The 23723-nt window shown below is 42.9% G+C and carries 20 protein-coding genes; 15 read left to right on the forward strand and 5 right to left on the reverse strand.

The window, feature by feature from the left end; translation table 11 throughout:
* Nucleotides 1-133 precede the first annotated feature (133 nt).
* The 9 genes from A391_RS0102100 (at nt 134) to A391_RS0102140 (ending at nt 10020) form a co-directional block, all read left to right on the forward strand.
* Nucleotides 134-1207, forward strand: coding sequence for a pilus assembly protein PilM (locus tag A391_RS0102100; protein ID WP_019896981.1), 1074 nt, complete (start codon nt 134-136; stop codon nt 1205-1207).
* The gene (locus A391_RS0102105; protein ID WP_019896982.1) at nt 1204-1803 is read left to right on the forward strand and encodes a PilN domain-containing protein; all 600 of its coding nucleotides are present in this window, start codon (nt 1204-1206) and stop codon (nt 1801-1803) included. The genes A391_RS0102100 and A391_RS0102105 overlap by 4 nt, the downstream gene beginning before the upstream one ends.
* Entirely contained in the window at nt 1800-2483 is a 684-nt protein-coding gene (locus tag A391_RS0102110) for a type 4a pilus biogenesis protein PilO (protein WP_019896983.1), read from the forward strand. Before A391_RS0102105 ends, A391_RS0102110 begins: the two co-directional genes overlap by 4 nt.
* Entirely contained in the window at nt 2483-3034 is a 552-nt protein-coding gene (locus tag A391_RS0102115; RefSeq protein WP_019896984.1) for a pilus assembly protein PilP, read from the forward strand. Before A391_RS0102110 ends, A391_RS0102115 begins: the two co-directional genes overlap by 1 nt.
* 158 nt (nt 3035-3192) lie before the next feature.
* A complete protein-coding gene (pilQ, locus tag A391_RS0102120; RefSeq protein ID WP_019896985.1) occupies nt 3193-5391 on the forward strand; it encodes a type IV pilus secretin PilQ in 2199 nt (732 codons plus the stop codon).
* 135 nt (nt 5392-5526) lie between these two features.
* Nucleotides 5527-6063, forward strand: a complete 537-nt coding sequence (locus A391_RS0102125; RefSeq protein WP_019896986.1) for a shikimate kinase — start codon at nt 5527-5529, stop codon at nt 6061-6063.
* A gap of 21 nt (nt 6064-6084) precedes the next feature.
* Complete coding sequence (gene aroB / locus A391_RS0102130) at nt 6085-7170, forward strand: 3-dehydroquinate synthase (protein WP_029143931.1); 1086 nt, start codon at nt 6085-6087, stop codon at nt 7168-7170.
* Between the two features lie 146 nt (nt 7171-7316).
* On the forward strand, nt 7317-8441 hold the full coding sequence (locus A391_RS0102135) for a deoxyguanosinetriphosphate triphosphohydrolase (RefSeq protein WP_019896988.1): 1125 nt from the start codon (nt 7317-7319) through the stop codon (nt 8439-8441).
* A gap of 355 nt (nt 8442-8796) precedes the next feature.
* Nucleotides 8797-10020, forward strand: coding sequence for a porin (locus A391_RS0102140; protein ID WP_019896989.1), 1224 nt, complete (start codon nt 8797-8799; stop codon nt 10018-10020).
* A 275-nt stretch (nt 10021-10295) separates the two neighbouring features.
* Here the strand turns inward: A391_RS0102140 and ntrC are convergent, their stop codons facing one another.
* The 4 genes from ntrC to glnA all read right to left on the reverse strand — a co-directional run bounded on the left by ntrC (nt 10296) and on the right by glnA (nt 15322).
* Nucleotides 10296-11693 (reverse strand): nitrogen regulation protein NR(I), encoded by a 1398-nt coding sequence (gene ntrC / locus A391_RS0102145; RefSeq protein ID WP_019896990.1) that lies wholly within the window; start codon nt 11691-11693, stop codon nt 10296-10298.
* A gap of 107 nt (nt 11694-11800) precedes the next feature.
* A complete protein-coding gene (glnL, locus tag A391_RS0102150) occupies nt 11801-12892 on the reverse strand; it encodes a nitrogen regulation protein NR(II) (protein WP_019896991.1) in 1092 nt (363 codons plus the stop codon).
* A gap of 303 nt (nt 12893-13195) precedes the next feature.
* Nucleotides 13196-13696, reverse strand: coding sequence for a DUF4124 domain-containing protein (locus tag A391_RS0102155; protein ID WP_019896992.1), 501 nt, complete (start codon nt 13694-13696; stop codon nt 13196-13198).
* A 216-nt stretch (nt 13697-13912) separates the two neighbouring features.
* Nucleotides 13913-15322 (reverse strand): type I glutamate--ammonia ligase, encoded by a 1410-nt coding sequence (gene glnA / locus A391_RS0102160; RefSeq protein ID WP_019896993.1) that lies wholly within the window; start codon nt 15320-15322, stop codon nt 13913-13915.
* 326 nt (nt 15323-15648) lie between these two features.
* On the opposite strand from glnA, the gene A391_RS0102165 reads away from it, so the two are divergent.
* The 4 genes from A391_RS0102165 to A391_RS0102180 are packed head-to-tail and all read left to right on the forward strand — an operon-like array spanning nt 15649 to nt 18614.
* Complete coding sequence (locus A391_RS0102165) at nt 15649-16113, forward strand: rhodanese-like domain-containing protein (protein ID WP_019896994.1); 465 nt, start codon at nt 15649-15651, stop codon at nt 16111-16113.
* A 3-nt stretch (nt 16114-16116) separates the two neighbouring features.
* Nucleotides 16117-16998, forward strand: coding sequence for a shikimate dehydrogenase (gene aroE / locus A391_RS0102170; RefSeq protein ID WP_019896995.1), 882 nt, complete (start codon nt 16117-16119; stop codon nt 16996-16998).
* The gene (gene mtgA, locus A391_RS0102175) at nt 16995-17729 is read left to right on the forward strand and encodes a monofunctional biosynthetic peptidoglycan transglycosylase (protein WP_019896996.1); all 735 of its coding nucleotides are present in this window, start codon (nt 16995-16997) and stop codon (nt 17727-17729) included. The genes aroE and mtgA overlap by 4 nt, the downstream gene beginning before the upstream one ends.
* A gap of 57 nt (nt 17730-17786) precedes the next feature.
* Nucleotides 17787-18614 (forward strand): HDOD domain-containing protein, encoded by an 828-nt coding sequence (locus A391_RS0102180; RefSeq protein ID WP_019896997.1) that lies wholly within the window; start codon nt 17787-17789, stop codon nt 18612-18614.
* Between the two features lie 118 nt (nt 18615-18732).
* Here the strand turns inward: A391_RS0102180 and uvrA are convergent, their stop codons facing one another.
* Nucleotides 18733-21546, reverse strand: coding sequence for an excinuclease ABC subunit UvrA (gene uvrA / locus A391_RS0102185; RefSeq protein ID WP_019896998.1), 2814 nt, complete (start codon nt 21544-21546; stop codon nt 18733-18735).
* 259 nt (nt 21547-21805) lie between these two features.
* Here uvrA and A391_RS0102190 point away from each other — a divergent pair, with 259 nt between their 5' ends.
* Together A391_RS0102190 and A391_RS0102195 are read left to right on the forward strand one after the other, a co-directional pair.
* A complete protein-coding gene (locus A391_RS0102190) occupies nt 21806-23209 on the forward strand; it encodes an MFS transporter (protein ID WP_019896999.1) in 1404 nt (467 codons plus the stop codon).
* Between the two features lie 2 nt (nt 23210-23211).
* Nucleotides 23212-23709, forward strand: coding sequence for a single-stranded DNA-binding protein (locus tag A391_RS0102195; protein ID WP_019897000.1), 498 nt, complete (start codon nt 23212-23214; stop codon nt 23707-23709).
* Nucleotides 23710-23723: the final 14 nt, after the last annotated feature.

Here is a 23723-nt window from a genome sequence, read left to right on the forward strand (position 1 = left end):
AATTATCTGATAGATAAACTTAAATATTTGAATAAATGAAAAATTGCTTTACAGGGTTTAAAGTTGTTGCTAGGATTTAATGTAAATTATTAGAAATGTTCGTAACTAACGAAATCAGAAAAGGAATTTCAATTTGAAATTCAGCTTTTTTACAGAATCGGTACCCCCGCTAGTAGGAATAGATATAAGCTCAACTTCAGTGAAAATGGTTGAGCTTATTAGTGATGGGCGTGGTGGTTACAAACTCGAGAACTATTCAATCTCCCCGCTTGCAAAAGACGCGATTTCTGATGGCAATGTTGGCGACCTTGAAAAGGTTGCTGATGCTGTGAAGCTAGGCTGGAAGCTGCTTGGCTCGCGTGAGAAGCGTGTGGCCTTGGCTTTGCCGTCTTCTGCTGTCATTGCTAAAAAAGTCATCATGTCTGCAGATCTCCGTGAAGAGGACATGGAAGTGCAAGTTGAAGCGGAGGCTAATCAGTACATCCCCTTTTCACTCGAAGAGGTGAATCTCGACTTTCAGGTGCTCGGGCCTGCACCTAATAATCCAGATGAAGTTGAAGTGCTCATCGCTGCCGCTCGTAAAGAAAAAATCGAAGATCGTGTCGCTGCCGCTGAGGGCGCAGGTCTAAAGGTGATAGTGATGGATGTTGAGTCCTACGCTACTGAAGCTGCATACACATTGGTCGCAGGGCAACTGCCTAATGCTGGACGTGAGCAAACTGTCATGATTGTTGATATCGGTGCGACCATGATGCACATTAACGTGTTGCACGATAATGTTCCCATTTATGCACGCGAGCAAAGTTTTGGTGGCGCGCAATTAACGCAAGAAATACAGCGACGCTTTGGCTTGTCGCAAGAGGAAGCGGAAATCGCCAAGCGTAAGGGAGGCTTGCCCGATAGTTATGAAAGTGAAGTATTGCAGCCTTTTGTTCAACTGCTTGCGATGGAGGTTGCTAGAGCGTTGCAGTTCTTCACCAGTTCAACGCAATATAACCGCGTTGATCATATCGTGCTTGCAGGTGGCTGTGCTTCTATTCCTGAGATTGACTTAACAGTTCAAGATCGCACACAGGTAAATACCATTGTTGCAAATCCATTCCACAGTATGGCGCTTAGTGCGAAGGTCAGGCCGCAGCAGGCTGCTACCGATGCCCCTGCATTATTAATTGCTTGTGGGCTTGCAATGCGAGGGTTCGCAATATGATACGCGTCAATCTATTACCACATCGTCAAATTAGGCGTGAAGCAAGGCAACGAGAGTTTGGTTTGATGGCCTTGTTCAGTGCTGTTACTGCATGTGCAATTCTGTTCATGGCCTATACTATTATCAATAGTAAGGTTGACTCACAGCTTGAGCGTAATCAGCGTCTTAATAATGCGATTACAAAGTTAGACAAAGAAATCGCTGACATTAAAGATTTGAGAGAGCAGATTAGTGCAATGCTTGAGCGTAAGCAGGTTGTTGAGAATTTGCAGACTAATCGAAGTCAGTCGGTTATCGTTTTTGATGAAATTAGTCGTCAACTGCCAGAAGGCATGTACATCAAAAGTATCAAGCAGGAAGGTAAAGTTATTACCCTTGAGGGCGTTGCAGATACCAACGCCAGAGTGGCGACATTGGTGCGTAACTTTAATCAATCTGAGTGGATGGAATCTCCCATTTTGATAGAAATTAAGGCTATCACCGTAGGAGTGCAGAAACAAAACTTATTTACGCTCAAGGTGAGCTTAAAAACGCCGATAACAGAAACAGATGATGCAGGTGCTAAAGCGACAGCTGGAAGTGCGAGAAAATCATGAAGTTAGAAGATTTTAATAATATCGACATCAATAACGCAGGTAATTTGCCAGCACCTGTTAAAGCAGTGTTATTGGGGGTGGTATTTTTCGTACTATTGGTACTTGGGTATTATTTGGTGCTCAGTCCGACTCTAGAAACACTCGATACAGAAAAAGCAAAAGAAGAAGAACTTAGAAAAGTATATTTTGAGAAAAAAAGTCAGGCGATTAATTTAGAAGCATATCAGGCGCAAATGGTTGAAATTGAAAAGACTTTTGGTGCCTTACTAAAACAACTGCCAGACCGCTCACAAATTGATGGATTGTTAACAGATATTAATCAGGCTGGACTTGCTCGTGGACTGGAGTTTGAGTTATTTAAGCCTGGTCAAGAAACGCAGGCGGAGTTTTATGCAGAAATGCCGATCTCAATTAAGGTCACAGGTGCGTATCACGATCTAGGCGCGTTCGCGACTGATATATCAAAACTGTCTCGAATCGTGACGTTGGGTGAAGTTTTTGTCACTAACAAAGACGCTGCCAATAAAAGTAAGGATGTAAAAGCAAAACCAAACTCAAGTGATAGCACCTTGGTAATGGAAGCGGTAGCTAAAACGTACCGGTATTTAGACGCGGCAGAGATTGCGGAAAAACGTAAAGCTGAAAGTGAAAAAGCTAAATCTCGTAAGAAAGGTAAATAGTGGCCGTAACTCATTTTATCAAAAGAATATTTTCTCTTCTTGCTGTCACGCCTATTTTATTTTTTGGCTTACTCACTGCTGGATTGAGTGGGTGTAGCTTTGAAGACGGTGATGACCTTGACCAGTACATGCGCGATGCTACTAAAGGAGTAAAGCCAAGAGTTAAACCTTTACCAGAAGTTCAGCCATATATGGTTTTGCAATACAACGCAGATGGCACGCTGGTTGATCCGTTCCGTGCACGTAAGGCTGTTAACAAGTCTAGTGTTTTGCAACCTAATTTGAATCGTCCTAGAGAGCCAATGGAGGCTTATCCTCTTGAAAGTCTAAAGTATGTTGGTCTGCTGTCTAAAAGTAAGTTGACGTATGCTTTACTTAAAACGCCGGATGAGTCTGTTCAGCAAGTTAAATTAGGTAGTTATGTGGGGCAAAACTTCGGCAGAGTTACACAAATTATGGATGGAGAAGTTGTCTTAACTGAGATTGTGCAAGATGATCTGACTGGCGACTGGGTGGAACGTACATCCAGTCTCGTTTTACAAGAGGAATAACTCTAACAATGGCTGTAAAAACCCCACTAACACGTAATTTTAAAAGGTATTACAAAGTATTTCGTAGTGCTTAGTTTGAATGCGGTCAATTTATTGTGACATAGCATTAGGTCCTGAAAGTTCTCATGTTTTTAGGAAGTAAGATTTAAGGTGAAATAATGAAAATGAATAATTGGATATCGAGTTTTTTGCAAGCAACTATGTTGTTTTCCTTGATGCTAGGCACGACAACGCTTCTTGCTGAAGATCAGTCGGGGTTGACGAATAAAATTGAGAGTGTCGATTATTCAACCTTACCTGGTGGAAGAGTGAGTATTCGTGTAAAGACTACGCAGCCCTTAGCAAACCCACCAGCTGGGTTTACATTAACGAGTCCAGCTCGCATTGCATTAGATTTTCCTAAAGTGGGTAATGGGTTAGCGAAGAACAGTATCGCAGCTGATGCGGGAGCGCTAAAAAGTGTGACGCTGGCGCAGGGTAAAGATCGTACCCGAATGGTACTCAATCTAACAAAAAATGTTGGTTATAGCGCATCAGCAAGTGGCAACGAAGTAACTATTTTGTTACAGGCGAATGAAGTTACTAGTGCTGTGAACGTGGAAACTAAGTTTTCCGAACCTGTTCGCGGTGTAAATTCCGTTTCAATTAACAATGTAGATTTTGCACGAGGTAAAAACGGTGAGGGGCGCATTATTGTTGACTTGTCAGATCCGTCTGCTGGTATCAATATCAAGCAAAAAGGTAAAGTGATTGAAGTGGACTTTATCAATACTGATGTGCCTGTTAATTTGCAACGTCGCTTGAATGTCACGAACTTTAATACGCCAGTGCTTTTTGTAGATACGATGAAGCAGGGTAAAAATGGACGTATGGTGATTGAACCTAAAGGCAATTGGGAACAGTCAGCATATCAGGCCGATAAAAAATTCATTATTGATGTGCGTCAGGTTGTTGAGGATCCAAACAAGTTGGTCCGGGGCTCAAAACCAGGATATGCTGGTGAAAAACTATCTTTAAATTTCCAAAATATTGAAGTCCGGTCAGTCTTGCAAGTGATTGCAGACTTTACAGGGTTAAATATTATTAGCAGCGATACAGTGACAGGAAATATTACATTACGTCTGAAAGACGTGCCTTGGGATCAGGCGCTTGAGATTATCATGCAAAGTAAGGGTTTGGATAAGCGAAAAAATGGCAATGTTATTCTTATTGCGCCAGCAGATGAGTTGGCCGCAAAAGAAAAGGCTGAGTTGACTGCACAGCAAGAAAAAGAAAGCTTAGAGTCAATAAAAACAGAGTCATTTACACTAAAATATCAAAAAGCAGAGGATTTTAAAACGATATTGAATGGTGGATCAAGCACCGCTGGAGGTGCTGCAGGTGCTGGCAGGATGCGTAATAGAATTTTATCTGAGCGAGGTAGTGTCAATCACGATGCTAGAACTAATACATTGTTTGTGCAGGATACAGCTAAGAAACTGGAGGAAATACAGGCAATAATCAATAGGGTGGATGTTCCCGTTAAGCAGGTCATGATTGAATCTCGATTGGTGCTTGCTGATGATAAGTACAGTAAAGCGCTGGGAGCAAGGCTGGGCGTTACTCAGACTGGTAAGCCAGGTAGCAATACTAATGCAACCCTAAGTGGCTCGATAGGTAATAGGCCTACAGCAACAACCGCAACTACAATTACACAAGGTACGCATAATGGTTCTGTCCAGACGGCATTAACCGATGGCAATGTGTTTACGAGCTCTGATGGCCAACCTGATTTAATGTCAAATTTGGCGGTAGCAAATGCGGCAGGCTCCATTGCATACAGTATTTATAATGTAGCTGCAGGGCTTTTATTGAATCTAGAGTTAACTGCAATGGAGTCGGACCAACGTGGCAAAATTGTTTCTAGTCCTCGGGTCATTACAGCTAACCAAAGTAAAGCTAAAATTGCATCGGGTACTGAAATTCCTTACCTGCAAGCGTCTAGCAGTGGAGCCACTAACGTTGCATTTAAACCAGCAGTGTTAAGTTTAGAAGTCACACCACAAATTACCCCGGATGAGAAAATCATCATGGAGCTTGATATTAAGAAAGATAAAGTAGGTCAAATATTTAACGGCGTCCCTTCTATTGATACTCAAAATATCAATACGCAAGTGCTTGTTGGTAATGGTGAAACAGCTGTGCTTGGCGGTATTTTTGAGCAAATTGAACGTAATGATGTAGATAAAGTACCATTCTTTGGTGATTTGCCTTTATTCGGTCATTTGTTTAAGAAGACAACTCGCCAAAATGACAAAACAGAATTGTTGATATTCATTACACCAAGAATCGTAGATGAGCGCTTAACCCTGCAGTAGTCATGTAAGTGTTATGTAATAGCTACTAAGTTAATAGTTTTGATAAAATGCCCATCAAGAACAGATGGGCATTTTATTTTCAGGATTTATCTGTAGTACCGCGTTGGCGAAAGCTGCATGCACCACATAATAAAAATGTTGCTAAGCAATAGGGGTGGTTTTAAATTGAATAATATCTACTTTATAGGCCTAATGGGTGCCGGTAAAACTACAATCGGTCGCATGTTATCTAAGCAGTTGGATAAAGAGTTTTATGATTCTGATGTTGAGATTGAACGTAAAACAGGGGTGAAAATTCCACTGATTTTTGAGTTAGAGGGCCAGGATGGTTTTCGTAAGCGGGAAAATTTAGTGATAGAAGAGTTGTGCCAGTTGAATGATATTATTATGGCAACTGGTGGTGGTGCTGTATTAATGCCTGAAAATCGGACATTGTTAAAAAATAGCGGAAAAATTATCTATCTACGCGGCAAAGTAAATGATTTGTATCAGCGCACACGACACGATAAAACGAGACCTTTGCTCCAAGGTGGAAACATGAAGCAGAAGTTAGAACGCTTATATATAGAGCGTGATCCAATTTACACTGGACTAGCTGATTATATTGTAGATACTGGGGCACAATCTGCACTAGAAATAACTAGTTATATTGAAGACTTGTTGAAAAAATAAATGGTAAAAAAGTAAACTGTGATGCAAACATTAAAAGTAGAATTAGCGAATAGAAGTTACCCAATTCATATTGGGCGCGGACTTGTTTCAAATGCAGATCTGATCTTGCCGCATCTAAAGCGAAAACATGTGGCAATTGTGACGAATACAACGGTTGCGCCGCTTTATCTTGAGCAATTAAGCGCTTCATTACAAGCTGCTGGCGTTTCTTTTATTTCAATTATATTGCCAGATGGTGAAGCCTACAAAAATAGTGAAACGCTAAATCTTATCTATGACGCGCTACTCCAAAATAGATGCGAGCGTGGCACCACGCTCATTGCGCTTGGCGGCGGAGTCATTGGAGATTTGACGGGGTATGCGGCCGCTACTTATCTACGTGGTGTGCCATTTATACAAATTCCTACGACCTTGCTTTCTCAGGTTGACTCTTCCGTTGGTGGTAAAACGGGCATTAATCATCCGCTTGGCAAAAATATGATTGGTGCCTTTTATCAGCCGCAATTAGTGCTGGCAGATATCGATACATTACAAACTTTACCATCACGTGAGTTTTCTGCTGGGATGGCTGAGGTCATTAAATATGGGTTGATAAGAGATCCTGATTTTTTTGATTGGCTGGAAATGCATATCGATCAGCTAATGGCATTAGATGAGTCTTCTATTACTGAGGCTATTTATCGTTCATGCCAAAATAAAGCAGATGTGGTCGCGCGTGATGAACATGAAACTGGTGAGCGAGCATTGTTGAACCTAGGTCATACATTTGGACATGCGATTGAAAATGCAATGGGCTACGGTGTTTGGTTGCATGGAGAGGCGGTTGCTGCCGGTACGATGATGGCGGCAGGCTTGTCTGCCCGCATGGGCTGGCTGAAGCCCGAGGATGTTAAGCGCATTTATGCTCTATTAACTGCGGCAAATTTACCTTTAGAAGCGCCAAAATTAGGCGTGGAAAAGTATTTGGACTTGATGCAACTTGATAAAAAAGTCGCAGATGGAAAAATTAGATTGGTGTTGCAACAGGGAATAGGAAAATCTGTGATTACCAGTGACTACGATGAGAAAAAGCTTAAAGAGACTTTATCACTTTCTCCAGTCCAGTAATTGTTAAGCGATTGTGACAAAGGGTTGTTGATTAAACATTTGTCAATTGTGCTGATTGTTTAAATGGCTTTAATGATAGATGTTAGTCTATTGGGATAACTGATGTATCTGGCTATAAACTCTTTGCCTAAAATTAAAGTAAAAACATGAACACACTTGCCCCCTACGCAGCTAACCCAGAACAATCAATAGGTCGACACTTTGATGAGCCTGCCTCATCTACAAGGAATGCATTTCAGCGCGACCGCGACCGCATTATTCACTCTACCGCTTTTCGTCGACTAGAATATAAAACACAGGTGTTTGTTAATCATGAGGGAGATTTATTCCGCACTCGGTTAACGCATAGTATTGAAGTTGCACAAATGGCACGAGGGATTGCACGCACACTTCATTTGCATGAGGATCTGACAGAAGCGATTGCATTGGCGCATGATCTTGGGCACACCCCATTTGGACATGCAGGACAGGATGCGCTCAATGAGTGTATGCGTGAATTTGGTGGGTTTGAGCATAACCTTCAATCGCTTCGGGTTGTTGATCAATTAGAACAACGCTACGCGGATTTTGATGGATTAAATCTTACGTTTGAAGTGCGTGAAGGGATACTGAAGCACTGCTCAATTAAAAACGCTAAGCAGCTTGGTGATGTTGGCCAACGTTTTATTGATAAGACCAGCCCAAGCTTAGAGGCGCAATTAACTAACTATGCAGATGAAATTGCTTATAACAATCATGATATTGACGACGGATTACGTTCTGGTTTAATCAGCGTAGAGCAGTTGTCAAAAGTCGAGTTGTTCGCACAAAATTTAGCCGAGGTAAGGACCCGATATCCAAAGCTAGAGCAAAAAAGGCTGATACACGAAACGATCCGCCGAATGATTAATACCTTGGTTGTCGATTTGTGCACACAAAGTGCGCATAATATAGGCCAACATCAACCTGCCAGCATTGAAGATATTCGACAATTACCTCAACTGGTGGGATTTAGTCCTGATATTGCTGAGCAAAACCTAAAACTTAAGCAATTTTTACGTAAAAACCTATACCAGCACTACAAAGTGAATCGCATGAGTGCAAAGGCAGTAAGGATTGTTCGAGAGCTGTTCTCATGCTTTTTTGAAAATGTCGGGCTGTTACCTAATGAGTTTCAAATATATGCAGAAGTAGATAAAGCACGTGCTGTGGCCGACTATATAGCAGGGATGACAGATCGATTTGCCATTAGAGAGCATCGTAAACTATTTACAGTAGAAGAGTATTTGTAATTTCAATCATGAGGTTGTTAGTGCTTGCTAGTAACTTGAGTGCTAATTCCTTAATTGGATTCTTGCTTATTTTATGTACTAGTAAAGTATCAAACACTGACTATCTGATATAGGTACAAATCACCAATGTTGCAAATTTACAACAAATGTAAGTAATTGTGACAAAAAACCCAACTTTTAGTTGTAACGGTAAATATCTTTGTGCATACTACGCTCTACCTTCTTAGTGAATGCTACTTAAGTAGTAAACGTTGAGAGAGTTTGCAAACTTTCTCTTTGGTTTGGTTGCTGTCATGGCGACAAACTGATGAGGTAATCGAGTAATAAAAATAGTAATATTTTTTAGGAGATTTATATGAAAACAACAATTAAATTAGCAGTTGCATCAGCTCTAGTAGCTGCAGCTTCAAGCGCACAAGCTGGTATCACAATCCCAGCTGGCGATTGGACATTAGACATCGGTGGCGTTGTAAACGCTTACTACACTACTACATCTTACAGCGGTGATGCAGGTGCTGGCACTGCTGCTTTAGGTTTAGGTAATGGTAACGGTTCTTCACAAAACAACATTACTACAGGTTTGTTACCAAACTACCTATCAGTTTCTGGTAAAACTCGTCAAAATGATTTAGATGTTGGTTTCACAATCAGCATGAACCCAGGTGCATCATCAAACAACGCAGGTAATCAGAATAATGATCTTGCTAATGGTGGCCGTGCTGAAAACCGTCAAGCATTCTTGACATTCGGTGACAAATCATGGGGTTCTATCAAGTTAGGTAAAGATTTAGGTATCTACGCTTCTGACGCTATCTTGAACGATATGACATTGTTAGGTGTTGGTGCTGGTGCTGGTAACTTGTCAGGTAACACAACGACACTAGGTCGTATCGGTTCAGGTTTCATGTACGCTGACTGGAAATCACAAGTTGCTTACTCATCACCAAACTGGAATGGCTTCAGCTTCACAGCTGGTGTAACACAAGGTTGGAACTTAACAGCCGGTGGTTTCGGTGGTGTTACAAGTAATGACCGTAGTGGTGCACAATCAGCATACGAAGCTAAAGCTTCATACGAATGGGCTGGCGATGTATCAGGTAAAGTATGGACATCTGGTATTTCACAAAAAGTAGCTGGCTTGTCAGGTGCTGCTGGTTCTGACCGTGCAACTGCAATGGACATCGGTGCTAACGTAAACGTAGCTGGCTTTGGTTTAACTGGTTACTACGGTCAAGGTGACGGTATCGGTCAAACATTCCAATTGAACGGTGGTTATGATGCTGCTGGTAAATCACGTGATTCAGACCAATGGTACTTGCAAGGTACATATACACTTCCAGGTGTAGGTACTAAATTAGGTGTTTCATACGGTGAATCTACACTTGACGGTAACTCAGGTGACACATTCAGCGAAGTACAAGATTCAATGGTAACAGTTGGTGCTTACCACCCATTGACAAAACACTTGAATCTAGTTGCTGAGTACTCAGAATCAGAGCGTGAAGTAAGCAATCGCGCAGCTGCTGATGCAGATGGTAAAGCAAAAACTATCTCTTTAGGCGCAATCTTATTCTTCTAGGATAAGGCTGACGTAAGTCAGTGCAATTAAAGTAATAGCTAAAAACGGCAACCTAGGTTGCCGTTTTTTTATTTGTGTGAGTAGAAATTTTTAATATTATGTTGCCTCACCTCTCAATATAGCTAGTTGAGTTGATATGAAGGTCTAATGTCTACTATTAAATCTAGCTGATCTTCGCTGACATAAAAACTTGAAGGCCAATTCCTTGATGCTAATTTATTCAGAAATCACCTAAATAGTTAAAGATGTGATTAATAGTGGTGTGGACTCACTTTTTACTCCTCTATTCCCAGCTCTTGAATTTTTCTTGTTAGCGTATTACGCCCCATCCCTAATTGGTTAGCGGCTTCGATTCTTCGGCCATGCGTATGTTCTAGCGCTTTTTCAATTAATATTCGCTCAAATATTTGAGTGCGAGTTTCTAGCACATTTTGTTCGCCACGGTTGAGTGCATCGGTCACTTCTGCGGCAAGTGCTTCTTGCCAAGAGTCGTTAGTGCTGGATTTATTGCCATCTTGTTTTAGTTCAGGCGGTAAGTCCGCAATGTCAATGTTCTGCCCTGGCGCCATGACAGTGAGCCAGTGACATACGTTCTCGAGTTGACGAACGTTACCGCTCCAGTTCACGGCACTTAAATATTTAAGTGCTGCAACTGACGGCTGTTTTGCTTCAACACCAAGTTCGGTAGCGCTATGTTGTAGGAAATGTTTGATGAGCAGCGGGATGTCTTCACGGCGTTCACGCAGTGCTGGTAAACGCAGGCGGATAACATTCAGGCGGTGAAATAAGTCTTCACGGAATAAACCATTTTTAACGCGCTCTTCCAAGTCTTGGTGAGTGGCGGCAATAATACGCACATTCACTTTAATCGGTTGGTGGCCGCCTACACGATAAAATTGACCGTCGCTAAGAACGCGTAATAAACGGGTTTGTAGATCTGCTGGCATGTCGCCAATTTCATCTAGAAATAAAGTGCCAGTATCTGCTTGTTCAAAGCGGCCACGTCTTCCGGCAGCTGCTCCAGTAAATGCGCCGCGCTCGTGTCCAAATAATTCTGACTCTAATAAGTCTTTCGGAATTGCTGCAGTGTTAATCGCAATGAACGGCTTGTCTGCACGTGGGCTATGGCGATGCAGTGCGCGCGCGACTAACTCTTTGCCGCTACCAGACTCGCCGTTGATTAATACCGTGGCGTGCGAGCGGCTTAGACGTCCGATTGCTCTAAACACCTCTTGCATAGAAGGGGCTTGGCCAATGATTTCAGGTGTATCTTCAGCAACCGAGCTAAATCCATTTTCTGAGGCTTGTCTGGTGCTTTCCTCTACAGCGCGTTTGATAATGTCGATGGCTTGGTCAACATCAAATGGTTTGGCAAGATATTCAAATGCACCACCTTGAAACGCAGCCACTGCACTTTCAAGGTCAGAGTAAGCTGTCATGATAATGACTGGTATATCGGGGTGTCTGCGCTTCATTTCACTTAAGAGATCTAACCCAGAGCCATTTGGCATGCGAATGTCACTTACCACTACTTGTGGTTGCTCATGATCCAGTGCGTTCAGCGCATCAACTACAGAAGGGAATGTCTTGAACTCGAGATCTGTACGGGCTAGTGCTTTTTCAAAGACCCAGCGAATTGATTTGTCGTCGTCAATAATCCAAATTGGTTTCATATGCTTCTCATTTACCTATCATGCTTACGTATTATGCAAGTTGCTGTTTAATTCTTAAATTATTAGTACTACTGATACATTGGAGGTTTGTGTCGCCCCAAGAAAGTTTATTGTGTTTTTGATGCTGGCTTGATTGCTGTTGTTTCAATTGGTAACAAGATTGTAAAGCGTGTATTTCCCGGTACGCTTTCGCATTCAATCATGCCATGATGTTGTGTCACAAACGTTTGTGCCAACGTTAAACCTAAGCCTGTACCACCTTCGCTACCTGAAACTAATGGGTAAAAGATTCGGTCGCGAATGTCGGCTGGAATGCCCGGGCCATTGTCGATAATTTCTAGTTTAATCGCGACACGATAGCGTTTTCTCGCGAGTGTCACTTGTCGTTCTGCACGCGTCTTAAACGTAATTTGGCTGTTAGGTGTTTTGCTAGACTGCATAGCCTGAACTGCATTGCGTGCAATGTTTAATACAGCCTGAATTAGCTTTTCACGGTCACCTATTAGCTCTGGCAAACTTAAATCGTAGTCACGTTTGATCAGTATGCTGCGAGGTGACTCTGCTAATAGTAGGCTACGGACGCGTTCTAGAACTTCGTGTATGTTCGTTGGTTGGTACTTTGGTACACGATGTGGGATTAAAAGCCTATCCATCAGCGCTTGTAATCGATCAGCCTCTTTAATAATGACTTGAGTATATTCGCGTAAGCTCGGCGATGGTAGCTCATGTTCTAGTAGTTGAGCCGCGCCACGGAGGCCGCCAAGCGGGTTGCGTATTTCATGTGCTAAGTTACGTAGCAACTCCGCATTCGCTTGCTGTTGTATTAGCATGCGCTCTTCACGGGCTATCCTTAACTGAGCATCCATAGGTTGGAACTCTAGTATTAGGTTTGCTACAGCAGACTCTATTGGTGTGACCGTGCATGTGACAGCAAATGAGTTGTGTCTGTGAGTGCTGATGGTGAACTCATGTTCTCGAAATGGGCTTTGCTCTTTAATCGCATTGTTGATTGCGAGCATTAATATTTCACAATCCGGAAATACTTCATTGATGTGCTGACCAATAATTTGAGTTGCACTAAAGGCAAATATAATTTCTGCGCCTGGATTAACATAGGCAACGCGATAGTCATCCAGCAGGATGATGGCCGTAGCTAAATGCTCTAGTCCAGCAAAGTGGTCTGGCGTTGGTTGAACCATAATAGTGCTTCACTCGTCATTTCATTGATTGCCATATCATAAGCAAGAGATAGACCAGATTCTGTGTGTCTCATCAATAACTTAATAAAACATGGCTTAATTCTAAGTGGCGAAACATAACTGATTGAATATCAATAATAAAATATTTTTTATGATTAGCATGTACTCAATCCACCATGGATTAATTTTAATCAATCATCTATTTTTAATGTATTAAGTATAACAGTATTAGAAAACAAAAAAGCCGACACTGCACCTAAATGGTGCGGTGTCGGCTATCGAGCCTACTTTATGCTTAATGATTTAGTGTAGGGAGTCTAATTCTTTCTGCAACAGCTCAATATTTTTCTTATGATTGTCTACAGTTGCCTGCAAGTCTTTCATTTTTTCTTCAAATTTTGGAACGTTTCTGAACGTTTTACCGGATGCGGTTTTGTAAACTTCAGGGTTGGACTCGCCCTCTGCATAGGCTTTTTTTGCCTCGTCTAAGGCTAGTTTCTCAGCTTCAAGTTCGTTTTGTAGAATCTCTCTGCGCTTGCCATCACGTTGATTTTGAGTGTTGGCATCGACTCTTGGAAAACTCTCTGGTGTTGGTGCACGCTTAGCACTAGATGGGCTTGTGGCTTTGGGGCGGTCATTTGAGATGGTGTTGGCATCAGGGTCTAGCTCTAGGCGAGTGGCGCCTTTGCTTTTGATGTTGGAGTAAGTGACTCGACCATCTGCATCTACACGCTTATAAATTTCAGCAAATGCATGGCTTGAGAGCGTAATGGCAATCAGTGATAAGAATAAGTGTTTTTTCATGAGGTGAGTTTATTAGAGTTAGTTAAATAAGGCAACATTGATTATGCTTGGCGTTGTTGTTAGCAAGTGATCGTTTAACGAATGCATATCGTATTAGGTTGACGCTGATATAGATGCGGCACTAATGTTTGCAATGATTACTGCTGCTGTATATGCGCAGGCAAATAAAAAGGGCGAGTAGATCGCCCTTTTTATTTAGATCAAACTAACAACACATTAGCAAGAGTAGTACAAGCCAAACTCAGCTGGGTGTGGTGTCATGCGTACTTTGTTTACTTCTTCCATTTTCAATGCAATGTAAGCATCGATCCAGTCGTTAGTAAATACGCCACCTTTAGTTAAGAACTCACGGTCAGCATCAAGTGCTTCCAACGCTTGCTCTAGTGATGCGCAAACTGTTGGGATCTTAGCATCTTCTTCTGGTGGAAGATGGTACAAGTCTTTAGTTGCAGCTTCACCTGGGTGAATCTTGTTTTGTACGCCATCTAAACCAGCCATTAGCAATGCTGAGAATGCCAAGTATGGGTTAGCGATTGGATCTGGGAAGCGTGCTTCAACACGGCGACCTTTGTCAGAATGCACAAATGGGATGCGGATAGAAGCTGAACGGTTTTTAGCTGAGTAAGCTAATTTAACTGGTGCTTCGAAGTGTGGTACTAAACGTTTGTATGAGTTAGTACCTGGGTTTGTAATCGCGTTTAATGCACGAGCGTGTTTGATGATACCGCCGATGTAGTAAAGTGCGAACTCGCTCAAACCTGCGTAGCCGTTACCAGCGAACAAGTTTTTGCCATCTTTCCAAACTGATTGGTGAACGTGCATACCAGAGCCGTTATCGCCAGCGAATGGTTTTGGCATGAATGTAGCAGTTTTGCCGTAAGCGTGAGCTGTGTTCAAGATGACGTATTTTTGGATTTGAGTCCAGTCAGCACGTTGTGTCAATGTGCTGAATTTTGTACCAATTTCACATTGGCCAGCAGTTGCAACTTCGTGGTGGTGTACTTCAACTGGCACGCCTAGTTGTTCTAATGTTGTACACATTGCTGAACGGATGTCGTGTAATGAATCGACTGGTGGCACTGGGAAGTAGCCGCCTTTAACGCCCGGACGGTGACCTGTGTTGCCGCCTTCAAATTTCTCGTTTGATGACCATGCGCCCTCTTCAGAGTTGATGCGCACTGAGCTACCGTTCATTGAAACATCCCATTGGATGCTGTCAAAAATGAAGAACTCTGGTTCTGGGCCAAAGTAAGCTGTGTCGCCTAAGCCACTTGATTTTAAGTATGCTTCAGCACGTTTTGCCAAGCTACGTGGGTCACGGTCATAGCCTTTACCATCAGTAGGATCTACCACGTCACAAGTCAATACTAATGTTGGCTCGTCGAAGAATGGGTCGATAAATGCGGTGCTTGGGTCTGGCATTAATTGCATGTCAGATGCTTGAATGCCTTTCCAGCCAGCGATAGAAGAGCCGTCAAAAGCGTGGCCTTCTGTAAATTTGTCTTCATTAAAGTGCGATACTGGCACTGTTACGTGTTGCTCTTTGCCGCGTGTATCGGTAAAACGAAAATCAACAAATTTAATGTCGTTATCGATTACCAATTTCATTACATTTTCCACTGACATTAGAATCTCCTATGGTGGTGTGGGTTAAAATAAAACAAGTAAAAATTCAACTCAGAAGATTAGCAGGAAACGTGCCAATCTGGATAGCGTTAAACGCTTGAATTTTAGAGGGTAAATAAAAATCGCCTTAAATTAATGCACCAATTTAATGCCTTTTATTATTTTTCGCACAAAAATGGTGCAAATGTGCATTGGTGACGAGGTTTGTATCAACAGGTATAAGTATAATCTGAAAGATAGTTTATTATAATTCGAACAGCCGTAATGGTGTAAGAAAAAGGTGTTAACAGATTGTTTTTGGTCATGTAATTAAGGGTGAATACATCATGAGAGATATACAAGAAATTTTTGCGCTTGCAGAAAAGCGAGCAATTGAAAAACGATTGCCATATGCTGGCGCGTTGACGCCACAAGAGGCGTATGAGATTTTGACAGCCAGTGCAGGGGCGCAGTTGATTGATGTGCGCACCAAGGCGGAGCTGGAACTGGTGGGGCGTGTGCCATCTGCCTTGCATGTTGAGTGGGCATTTTATCCGGGTATGGTGGCTAACCCAGATTTTGCAGCGCAATTACAGGCACAGCTTAACCAAAAGAATGTAGATAATAATGCGGTACTGATGTTTTTATGCCGTACTGGAGGGCGTTCTCATAACGCTGCTTTAGTTGCTGAGTCTTTAGGGTATCAGCATGCATATAACGTACTAGAGGGCTTTGAAGGGGATGCGAATGAGCAAAAGCAACGCACGCTTATTAATGGTTGGAAACATGCTGGCTTGCCTTGGACTAACTAATCAATGACCAATCATTATGTTGAGCCGTTAAATAGTGTTGACCGTTACGCGGTAGTGGGTAACCCGATTGCGCATAGTAAATCTCCCTTAATTCATGAGGCTTTTGCTCAACAGACTGGGCAGGCCATGACTTATGAGCGTATTCTTGCACCAGTGGATGGTGGTTTTGCTACAGTCATTCATGATCTTATAGCAAAAGGCTACAAAGGTGTAAATGTAACTGTGCCTTTCAAATTTGAGGCTTTGAAATTTGCACTTATCAATGGCACAGTTAATCCTTTTGCCAATAGAGCTCGGGCATCCAACACCCTGTTATTTAAGGAAAATGGGGCTGTTGTTGCTGATAATACTGATGGGTTAGGACTGGTTAACGATATCACCAAGAACTTAAAGTTTGATATTAGAAACAAAAGAGTGCTTTTGCTTGGTAGTGGGGGGGCCGCTTTTGGAGTACTACAACCCTTAGTCGAAGCAAAGCCAAGTCTTATAGTCATTTCAAATCGTACTTTTGCTAAAGCTGAAGATGCTGTAAAAATTCTTTCAGAGATTGTTGATTTAAGTAGAAGTGATACTGTATGTGTGGCTAAGCGTTTTGATCAGCTAGATGAGCTGACGTTTGATTTGATCATTAATAGCACGTCAACAGGTTTAACTGATTCTGTTTTGCCAATTCCTGACACAGTATATGCTGAAAATTGTCTTGCGTATGACATGATGTATGGTCGTGAAACACCTTTCATGGCACAAGCGCGCCGTAATGGTGCGCAAGTCGCAGATGGTTTAGGTATGTTGGTTGAGCAGGCTGCTGAGGCTTTTTATTTGTGGCGTGGTGTGCATCCTGACACTAAGCCTGTGATGGATAAGATTAGGGCGCTAGCAAAATGATAGATTGGTTGATGAATAACAAACCTAATGCATCGTCTTTGAGTGTAGGTGGATATCTTGCACGAGCGGCTGTGCTTTTGGTGAGTTTTGTTTTGTTGTATCAGGTTTGGATATTTCTGCATATTTGCTGGTGGATTAAATTTAATCCTTCTTCTAGCGCTTTTATGGAAGATCGATTAGAGGTTATTCAAGAAAAGCGACCAGAGGCTGAGCTTAAACATAAATGGGTAGATTATGAAAAGATATCTAACAACCTAAAGCGCGCAGTCATTGCTTCAGAGGATGCAAAGTTTCTTAATCATGAGGGCTTTGATTGGGACGGTATCCAAAAAGCCTATGAGAAAAACTTGAAAAAAGGCAAGATTGTGGCAGGAGGTTCGACCATTAGTCAGCAATTAGCAAAGAACTTGTTTTTATCTACAAAAAGAACACCTTGGCGTAAAGCGCAAGAAGCAATTATTACTGTGATGCTGGAAAAGACGATGTCTAAGCGCCGTATTTTAGAAACTTATCTCAACGTGATTGAGTGGGGTAATGGTGTGTTTGGCGCAGAGGCCGCTGCACGACATTATTACAAAACGAGTGCAGCTCGCCTAAGCAAGGGGCAGGCTGCAAGGTTGGCAGCGATGATTCCTAATCCACGTTTTTACGATAAGCATCAGTATACACGTTACCTTAATAGGCGTACGGGAACGATACAGGCACGGATGCATATGGTACCAGTGCCATAAATAATTTAATGACGCTTTTAATTCACATGGCGAGTTGCTAATGGTGAGAGAGGTTGTATGAAGCCAATAGAGGATTTTTTTAATTCGATTGTTAGCTTACCTAGCTTGCCTAAGGTGGTGCAGGAAGTGATGCGTATGCTCAATAGCGAGGATGTCGATATTAATATATTGGCTAATACGATTGAGCAAGATGCTGTGATTGCTGCCAAAGTGCTGAAAATGGCCAACTCATCTTTTTATGGCGTCACCCGTGCCGTTAAAAATATAGACGATGCAGTTGCGATTTTAGGATTAGCTAAGATTCGTTCTTTGGTGGTTGCTTGCGGTGTTACTGGCACTATTGCTGAGGTGCCTGGCTTGGATTTAAAACGATTTTGGCGCCATAGTTTGGTGGCTGCGAGCATTAGTCGTGAAATCGCAAAGCAATTAGGTAAAGAATCTGAAGTTCCATATATCGCTGGATTGTTACATAACATTGGCGATTTGCTGATTCACCTGGTGTTTCCAGTGACCTCTTCTGAAGTAGATGATTTGTGTATTGGTATCAGTGCAGAGAAGCGACAGGCTGTTGAGCGTGAAGTGATAGGACTAGACCATTGTCAGATTGGCGAGGAGCTTGCGATTCGATGGAGTTTTCCGCAGGAAATCGCGCGTGCGCTACGTTATTATGCAACGCCTATGGACAAAAATGCATGTGAGGTGTCACTCATTGTTTATGCGGCAGTACATGTTGCGCATGGGCTGGAGCGAGGTGATGCTGCGGACAGCATTGTTGATAGCCTCAATCCAGATGTTTCGACCTACTTAAATGTTCGGCGTGATGAGTGGGTTGCACAGATAGCGCGTTATCGTGACCTGATAGACGAGGCAAGTGCGATGATTTAGTGGCTGAGACGTAACTTGTAGATGTTAAGTTTCAAGTGTTAGGTTTGTTACCCAGTGTTAAATAACAAACCCTGATTTAGCATGCTTATTGGGCATGCCGAATCATGGGTTTTGTGAACTAAAGCATTAACTTTAGGTATTTGGCTGTATAGCTAACATTACTTTTTGCGACCTCTTCCGGCGTGCCCTCTGCGATCACCATGCCGCCGCCATCACCACCTTCTGGCCCCATGTCTACAATCCAGTCTGCAGTTTTAATTACGTCTAGATTATGTTCAATAATCACAATGGTGTTCCCTGCATCGCGCAAGCGGTGGATAACATCTAGTAATAGTTGAATATCCGCAAAGTGTAGACCCGTGGTTGGTTCATCTAGGATGTAAAGCGTACGGCCTGTGTCGCGTTTACTTAGCTCTAGCGCAAGCTTAACGCGTTGCGCTTCACCGCCAGATAGCGTTGTCGCACTTTGCCCCAACGTAATGTAGCCTAAGCCAACATCTAGCAAGGTTTGCAGTTTTCTAGAAATGACAGGCTGCGCACTGAAAAAGGCGTGCGCTTGTTCTACGGTCATCCCTAAAATTTCATGGATATTTTTACCTTTGAACTGAATTTCTAGTGTTTCACGGTTATAACGTTGGCCTTTACATACGTCACATGGGACATAAACGTCAGGCAAGAAATGCATTTCAACACGTAATACACCGTCACCTTGGCATGCTTCACAGCGTCCGCCTTTCACATTAAAGGAGTAGCGACCTGGGCCGTAACCGCGCGCACGACTTTCTGGTACACCTGCGAATAAGTCGCGAATCGGTGTAAATAAGCCCGTATAGGTGGCAGGGTTAGAGCGAGGCGTGCGGCCAATTGGGCTTTGGTCTACATCGACCACTTTGTCAAAGAATGCTAAGCCGTCTATTTCTCCGTAAGGTGCTGGTTCTGTGCTACTGCCGTATAAATGCTGTGCAACGATACGATAAAGCGTATCGTTAATGAGGGTAGATTTTCCGCTACCAGAAACGCCTGTAATGCAGCTTAGTAAGCCAACAGGTAGTTTTAGGGTTACGTCCTTCAAGTTGTTGCCAGTTGCGTTGCTCATTTTGAGCCAGCGTTCTGGGTCTGGTGCTGTACGTTTTTTGTTATAGGTGATTTGGCGTTTACCACTTAAATATTCACCTGTAAGAGAGTTTACATTCTCTTTAATTTCCGTTGGTGTACCTTCTGCCACAATGCGTCCGCCGTGCTCGCCAGCGCCAGGGCCAATATCAACGACATAATCTGCCGCCATAATTGCATCTTGATCATGCTCCACTACAATGACGCTGTTGCCGATGTCACGTAGACGTTTGAGCGTGTCGAGTAAGCGGTCGTTATCACGTTGATGCAAGCCAATTGATGGTTCATCTAACACGTACATGACGCCAGTTAAGCCGCTACCGATTTGTGATGCTAACCTGATGCGTTGTGCTTCACCGCCTGAAAGGGTTTCAGCTGAGCGTGATAATGATAAATACTCAAGCCCAACGTTGGTGAGAAATTTTAGACGGTTGCTAATCTCTTTAACAATTTTATCTGCAATTGCTAGTTTTGCGCCAGTTAGTTCAAGTGTGTCAAAGAAAGTAAGCGCTAACTTTAGCGGCACTTGGCATACTTCATGGATGTTCTTATTGCCAACTTTTACGTGGCGCGCTTCTTTGCGTAAGCGTGTGCCTGCGCAATCTGGGCAGCTTTGTGAGTTGAGGTATTTAGCGAGCTCTTCGCGTACGGTTTGTGAGTCCGTTTCGTGATAGCGACGTTGCAAGTTATTTAAAATACCCTCAAACGTATGGTTCTTTTGATAAAACACACCGCGTTCATTCAGATATTTAAACGCAACTTCTTCTTTGCCACTACCGTTAAGTAATATTTTTTGAATTGGCTCTGGCAGTTTTTCAAACGTCGTGTCTAAATCAAACTGATAATGAGCGGCCAGACTTGCCAGCATCTGGAAGTAGAATTGGTTGCGTTTATCCCAGCCTTTAATTGCACCTGCCGCTAACGATAAATGTGGGAAAGCAACCACACGTTTAGGGTCAAAGAAGTTGATGTTACCTAAGCCATCACAAGTTGGACATGCGCCCATTGGATTGTTGAAAGAGAATAGACGTGGCTCTAGTTCTGCAAGTGAGTAATCACATAATGGACATGAAAACTTAGCAGAGAACAAGTGCTCTTTCTCTGTGTCCATTTCTACCGCAATCGCCTTGCCTTCGGCTAAACGTAATGCAGTTTCAAAAGATTCAGCAATCCGTTGCTTCATATCCGCTTTGACTTTGATACGGTCAACCACGACATCCACATTATGCTTAGTGGTTTTGGCTAGTTGCGGTAACGCATCCACTTCATAGATTTTTCCGTCTACACGTAACCTTACAAACCCTTGTGCTTTTAGTTCTTCAAATAGATCAATTTGCTCCCCTTTGCGGTTAGACACTACTGGCGCTAATATCATTAGTTTAGTGTCTTCAGGCAGGGCAAGTACGCTATCCACCATTTGGCTGACAGTTTGTGCTTCTAGCTTGTTGCCGTGCTCTGGGCATTCTGGATCGCCAGCACGTGCGTATAAAAGGCGCAGGTAATCATGGATTTCAGTAACGGTGCCAACGGTGGAGCGCGGGTTGTGTGAGGTTGATTTTTGTTCAATAGAAATTGCGGGTGATAAGCCTTCAATCAAATCGACATCGGGTTTATCCATGCGCGCCAAAAACTGGCGGGCGTAAGCGGAAAGTGATTCAACATAACGGCGCTGACCCTCTGCATATAACGTATCAAAAGCTAGCGAAGATTTGCCAGAGCCAGATAAGCCGGTAATCACAACCAGTTGATTGCGTGGAATATCCAGTGAAATATTCTTTAAATTGTGCGTGCGCGCACCGCGAATACGAATTAAATCCATATAGCTAAATCCATTGTACTTTTGCTTACCTATTGAGTCTGATAAAACGCCGTCAGATGACGTAATATTTTAAGTTGCAGGTAATATTTGTGAAAGAGGCGTGTCGTGGTTCTTTTACCCATGTTATCAATATTGTGTCCAAATAATGTATCTGGGCAAAAAGTCGATTGATCATATGCAATTTTGTGAAACATTCGAGTTAACATGAAGGCAACCTGCTAATATACCTACTTTTACGCATTTAGCTTAATTATTTTTCATGTCTTCATCGCAACACTCCTCATCAGACAATATGACACCAGCAGAAAGGCGCGCTACTCTTAGCTTAGCGTCCATTTATGGCTTGCGCATGTTTGGTATGTTCTTGATTTTACCGATTTTTGCTATTTACGCATCCACCTTGCCTGATAAGCCTAGTAGCTTTATGGTGGGATTGGCGCTAGGTGCGTATGGTTTAACTCAAGCCTTATTGCAGTTACCATTCGGCATGGCTTCTGACAAGTATGGACGTAAACCAATGATTTATTTAGGCTTGGCTATTTTTGCAGTTGGTAGCTTAGTTGCTGCGCTTGCCACGAGCATTGAAGGTATTATTATTGGCCGTGCTTTACAGGGGGCGGGCGCCGTTTCTGCTGTGGTAACTGCTTTGGTGGCTGATTTAACGCGCGATGAGCACCGCACCAAAGCAATGGCGACCATTGGGGTAACTATCGGCATTGCTTTCTCATTATCTTTGGTTGGTGGCCCGATTCTAAATCAATGGATAGGCGTGCCAGGGATATTTGCCCTAACTGGTGTCCTAACCTTAGCTGCTATTGCTGTGGTGCGCTTCATTGTACCAAACCCTGTGCATAGTCATTATCATTCAGATGCCAGCGCCACACCCGCCAGATTAAAGGACGTGCTGAAGAATAAACAGTTGTTGCGATTGAATTACGGCATTTTTGCCCTGCATGCGGCACAAATGGCCATGTTTGTCGTGGTGCCGTTCGCCATTGTGAGTGCAAGCGGCTTGCATGAGAATCAGCATTGGCAAATCTACCTACCTATTGTGCTGGCTTCTTTTGTATTGATGGTGCCAGCGATTATTTATGCTGAAAAACAATCGCAAATGAAACGAGTGTTCGTTGCTGCTGTGCTGATGATGTTGGTGGCACAATTGATGTTCTCAGTTTCTATTCATTACTTCTGGGGTATTGTTGCTTCACTCACCGTGTATTTTGTGGCTTTTAATGTGCTGGAGGCGTCGCTGCCGTCATTGATTAGTAAAATTGCACCAGCTGCCGCAAAAGGAACTGCCATGGGTGTTTATAATACAGCGCAGTCTTTGGGGATTTTTGTTGGCGGTGCATTGGGTGGGTATCTCTCCCATGTTTACGGCTTTGCAAGCGTGTTCATATTTTGTGGCGTGATGATGTTTTTATGGCTATTATTAGCATTTTCAATGCAAGCGCCACTCGCGGTGAGAACCAAAATGTACACCATGGAAGATTCAGCTGAGCAGATGACTGCAGAGATGGTCGTGAGTGTGAAAAGTAAGCTCACCAAGCTGGCTGGCGTAATCGAGGCGGCAGTGCTGCCACAAGAACGTACTGTCATATTGAAAATAGATAAATCGTATGATTGGGATGACTCCCAAGTGTATCAATTGTTGAGGGGGTAAGCATGGCATCAGTAAATAAAGTGATATTGGTTGGGAATCTTGGTCGCGATCCAGAAGTGCGCTATATGCCAAACGGCGAGGCCGTATGTAACTTCAGTATCGCAACAACCGATAATTGGAAAGATAAATCAGGCGCTAAACAAGAGCGTACTGAATGGCACAATATTGTCATGTATCGTAAATTGGCTGAAATTGCGGGCGAATACCTTAAGAAAGGTCGTCCTGTCTATGTGGAAGGTCGTTTGCAAACACGTAAATGGCAAACTAAAGAAGGCCAAGATCGTTACACGACTGAAATTATTGCAGACCAAATGCAAATGCTAGGCGGCCGTGATGGTGGCGGTTCAAATGCTAGTTATGACGGCGGTATGGATCAGGGCGGTGATAGTGATTACAACCAAGCACCTCCTAGTCAAGGTCAAGCAAGACAAGCGCCCGCCGCAAAACCTGCGCCAGCTGGGTCAGGCTTTGATGATTTTGAGGATGATATTCCGTTCTGAGGTCTACCTACTTT

It is taken from the genome of Methylotenera mobilis 13 (assembly GCF_000384255.1).
Lineage (GTDB): Bacteria > Pseudomonadota > Gammaproteobacteria > Burkholderiales > Methylophilaceae > Methylotenera > Methylotenera mobilis_B.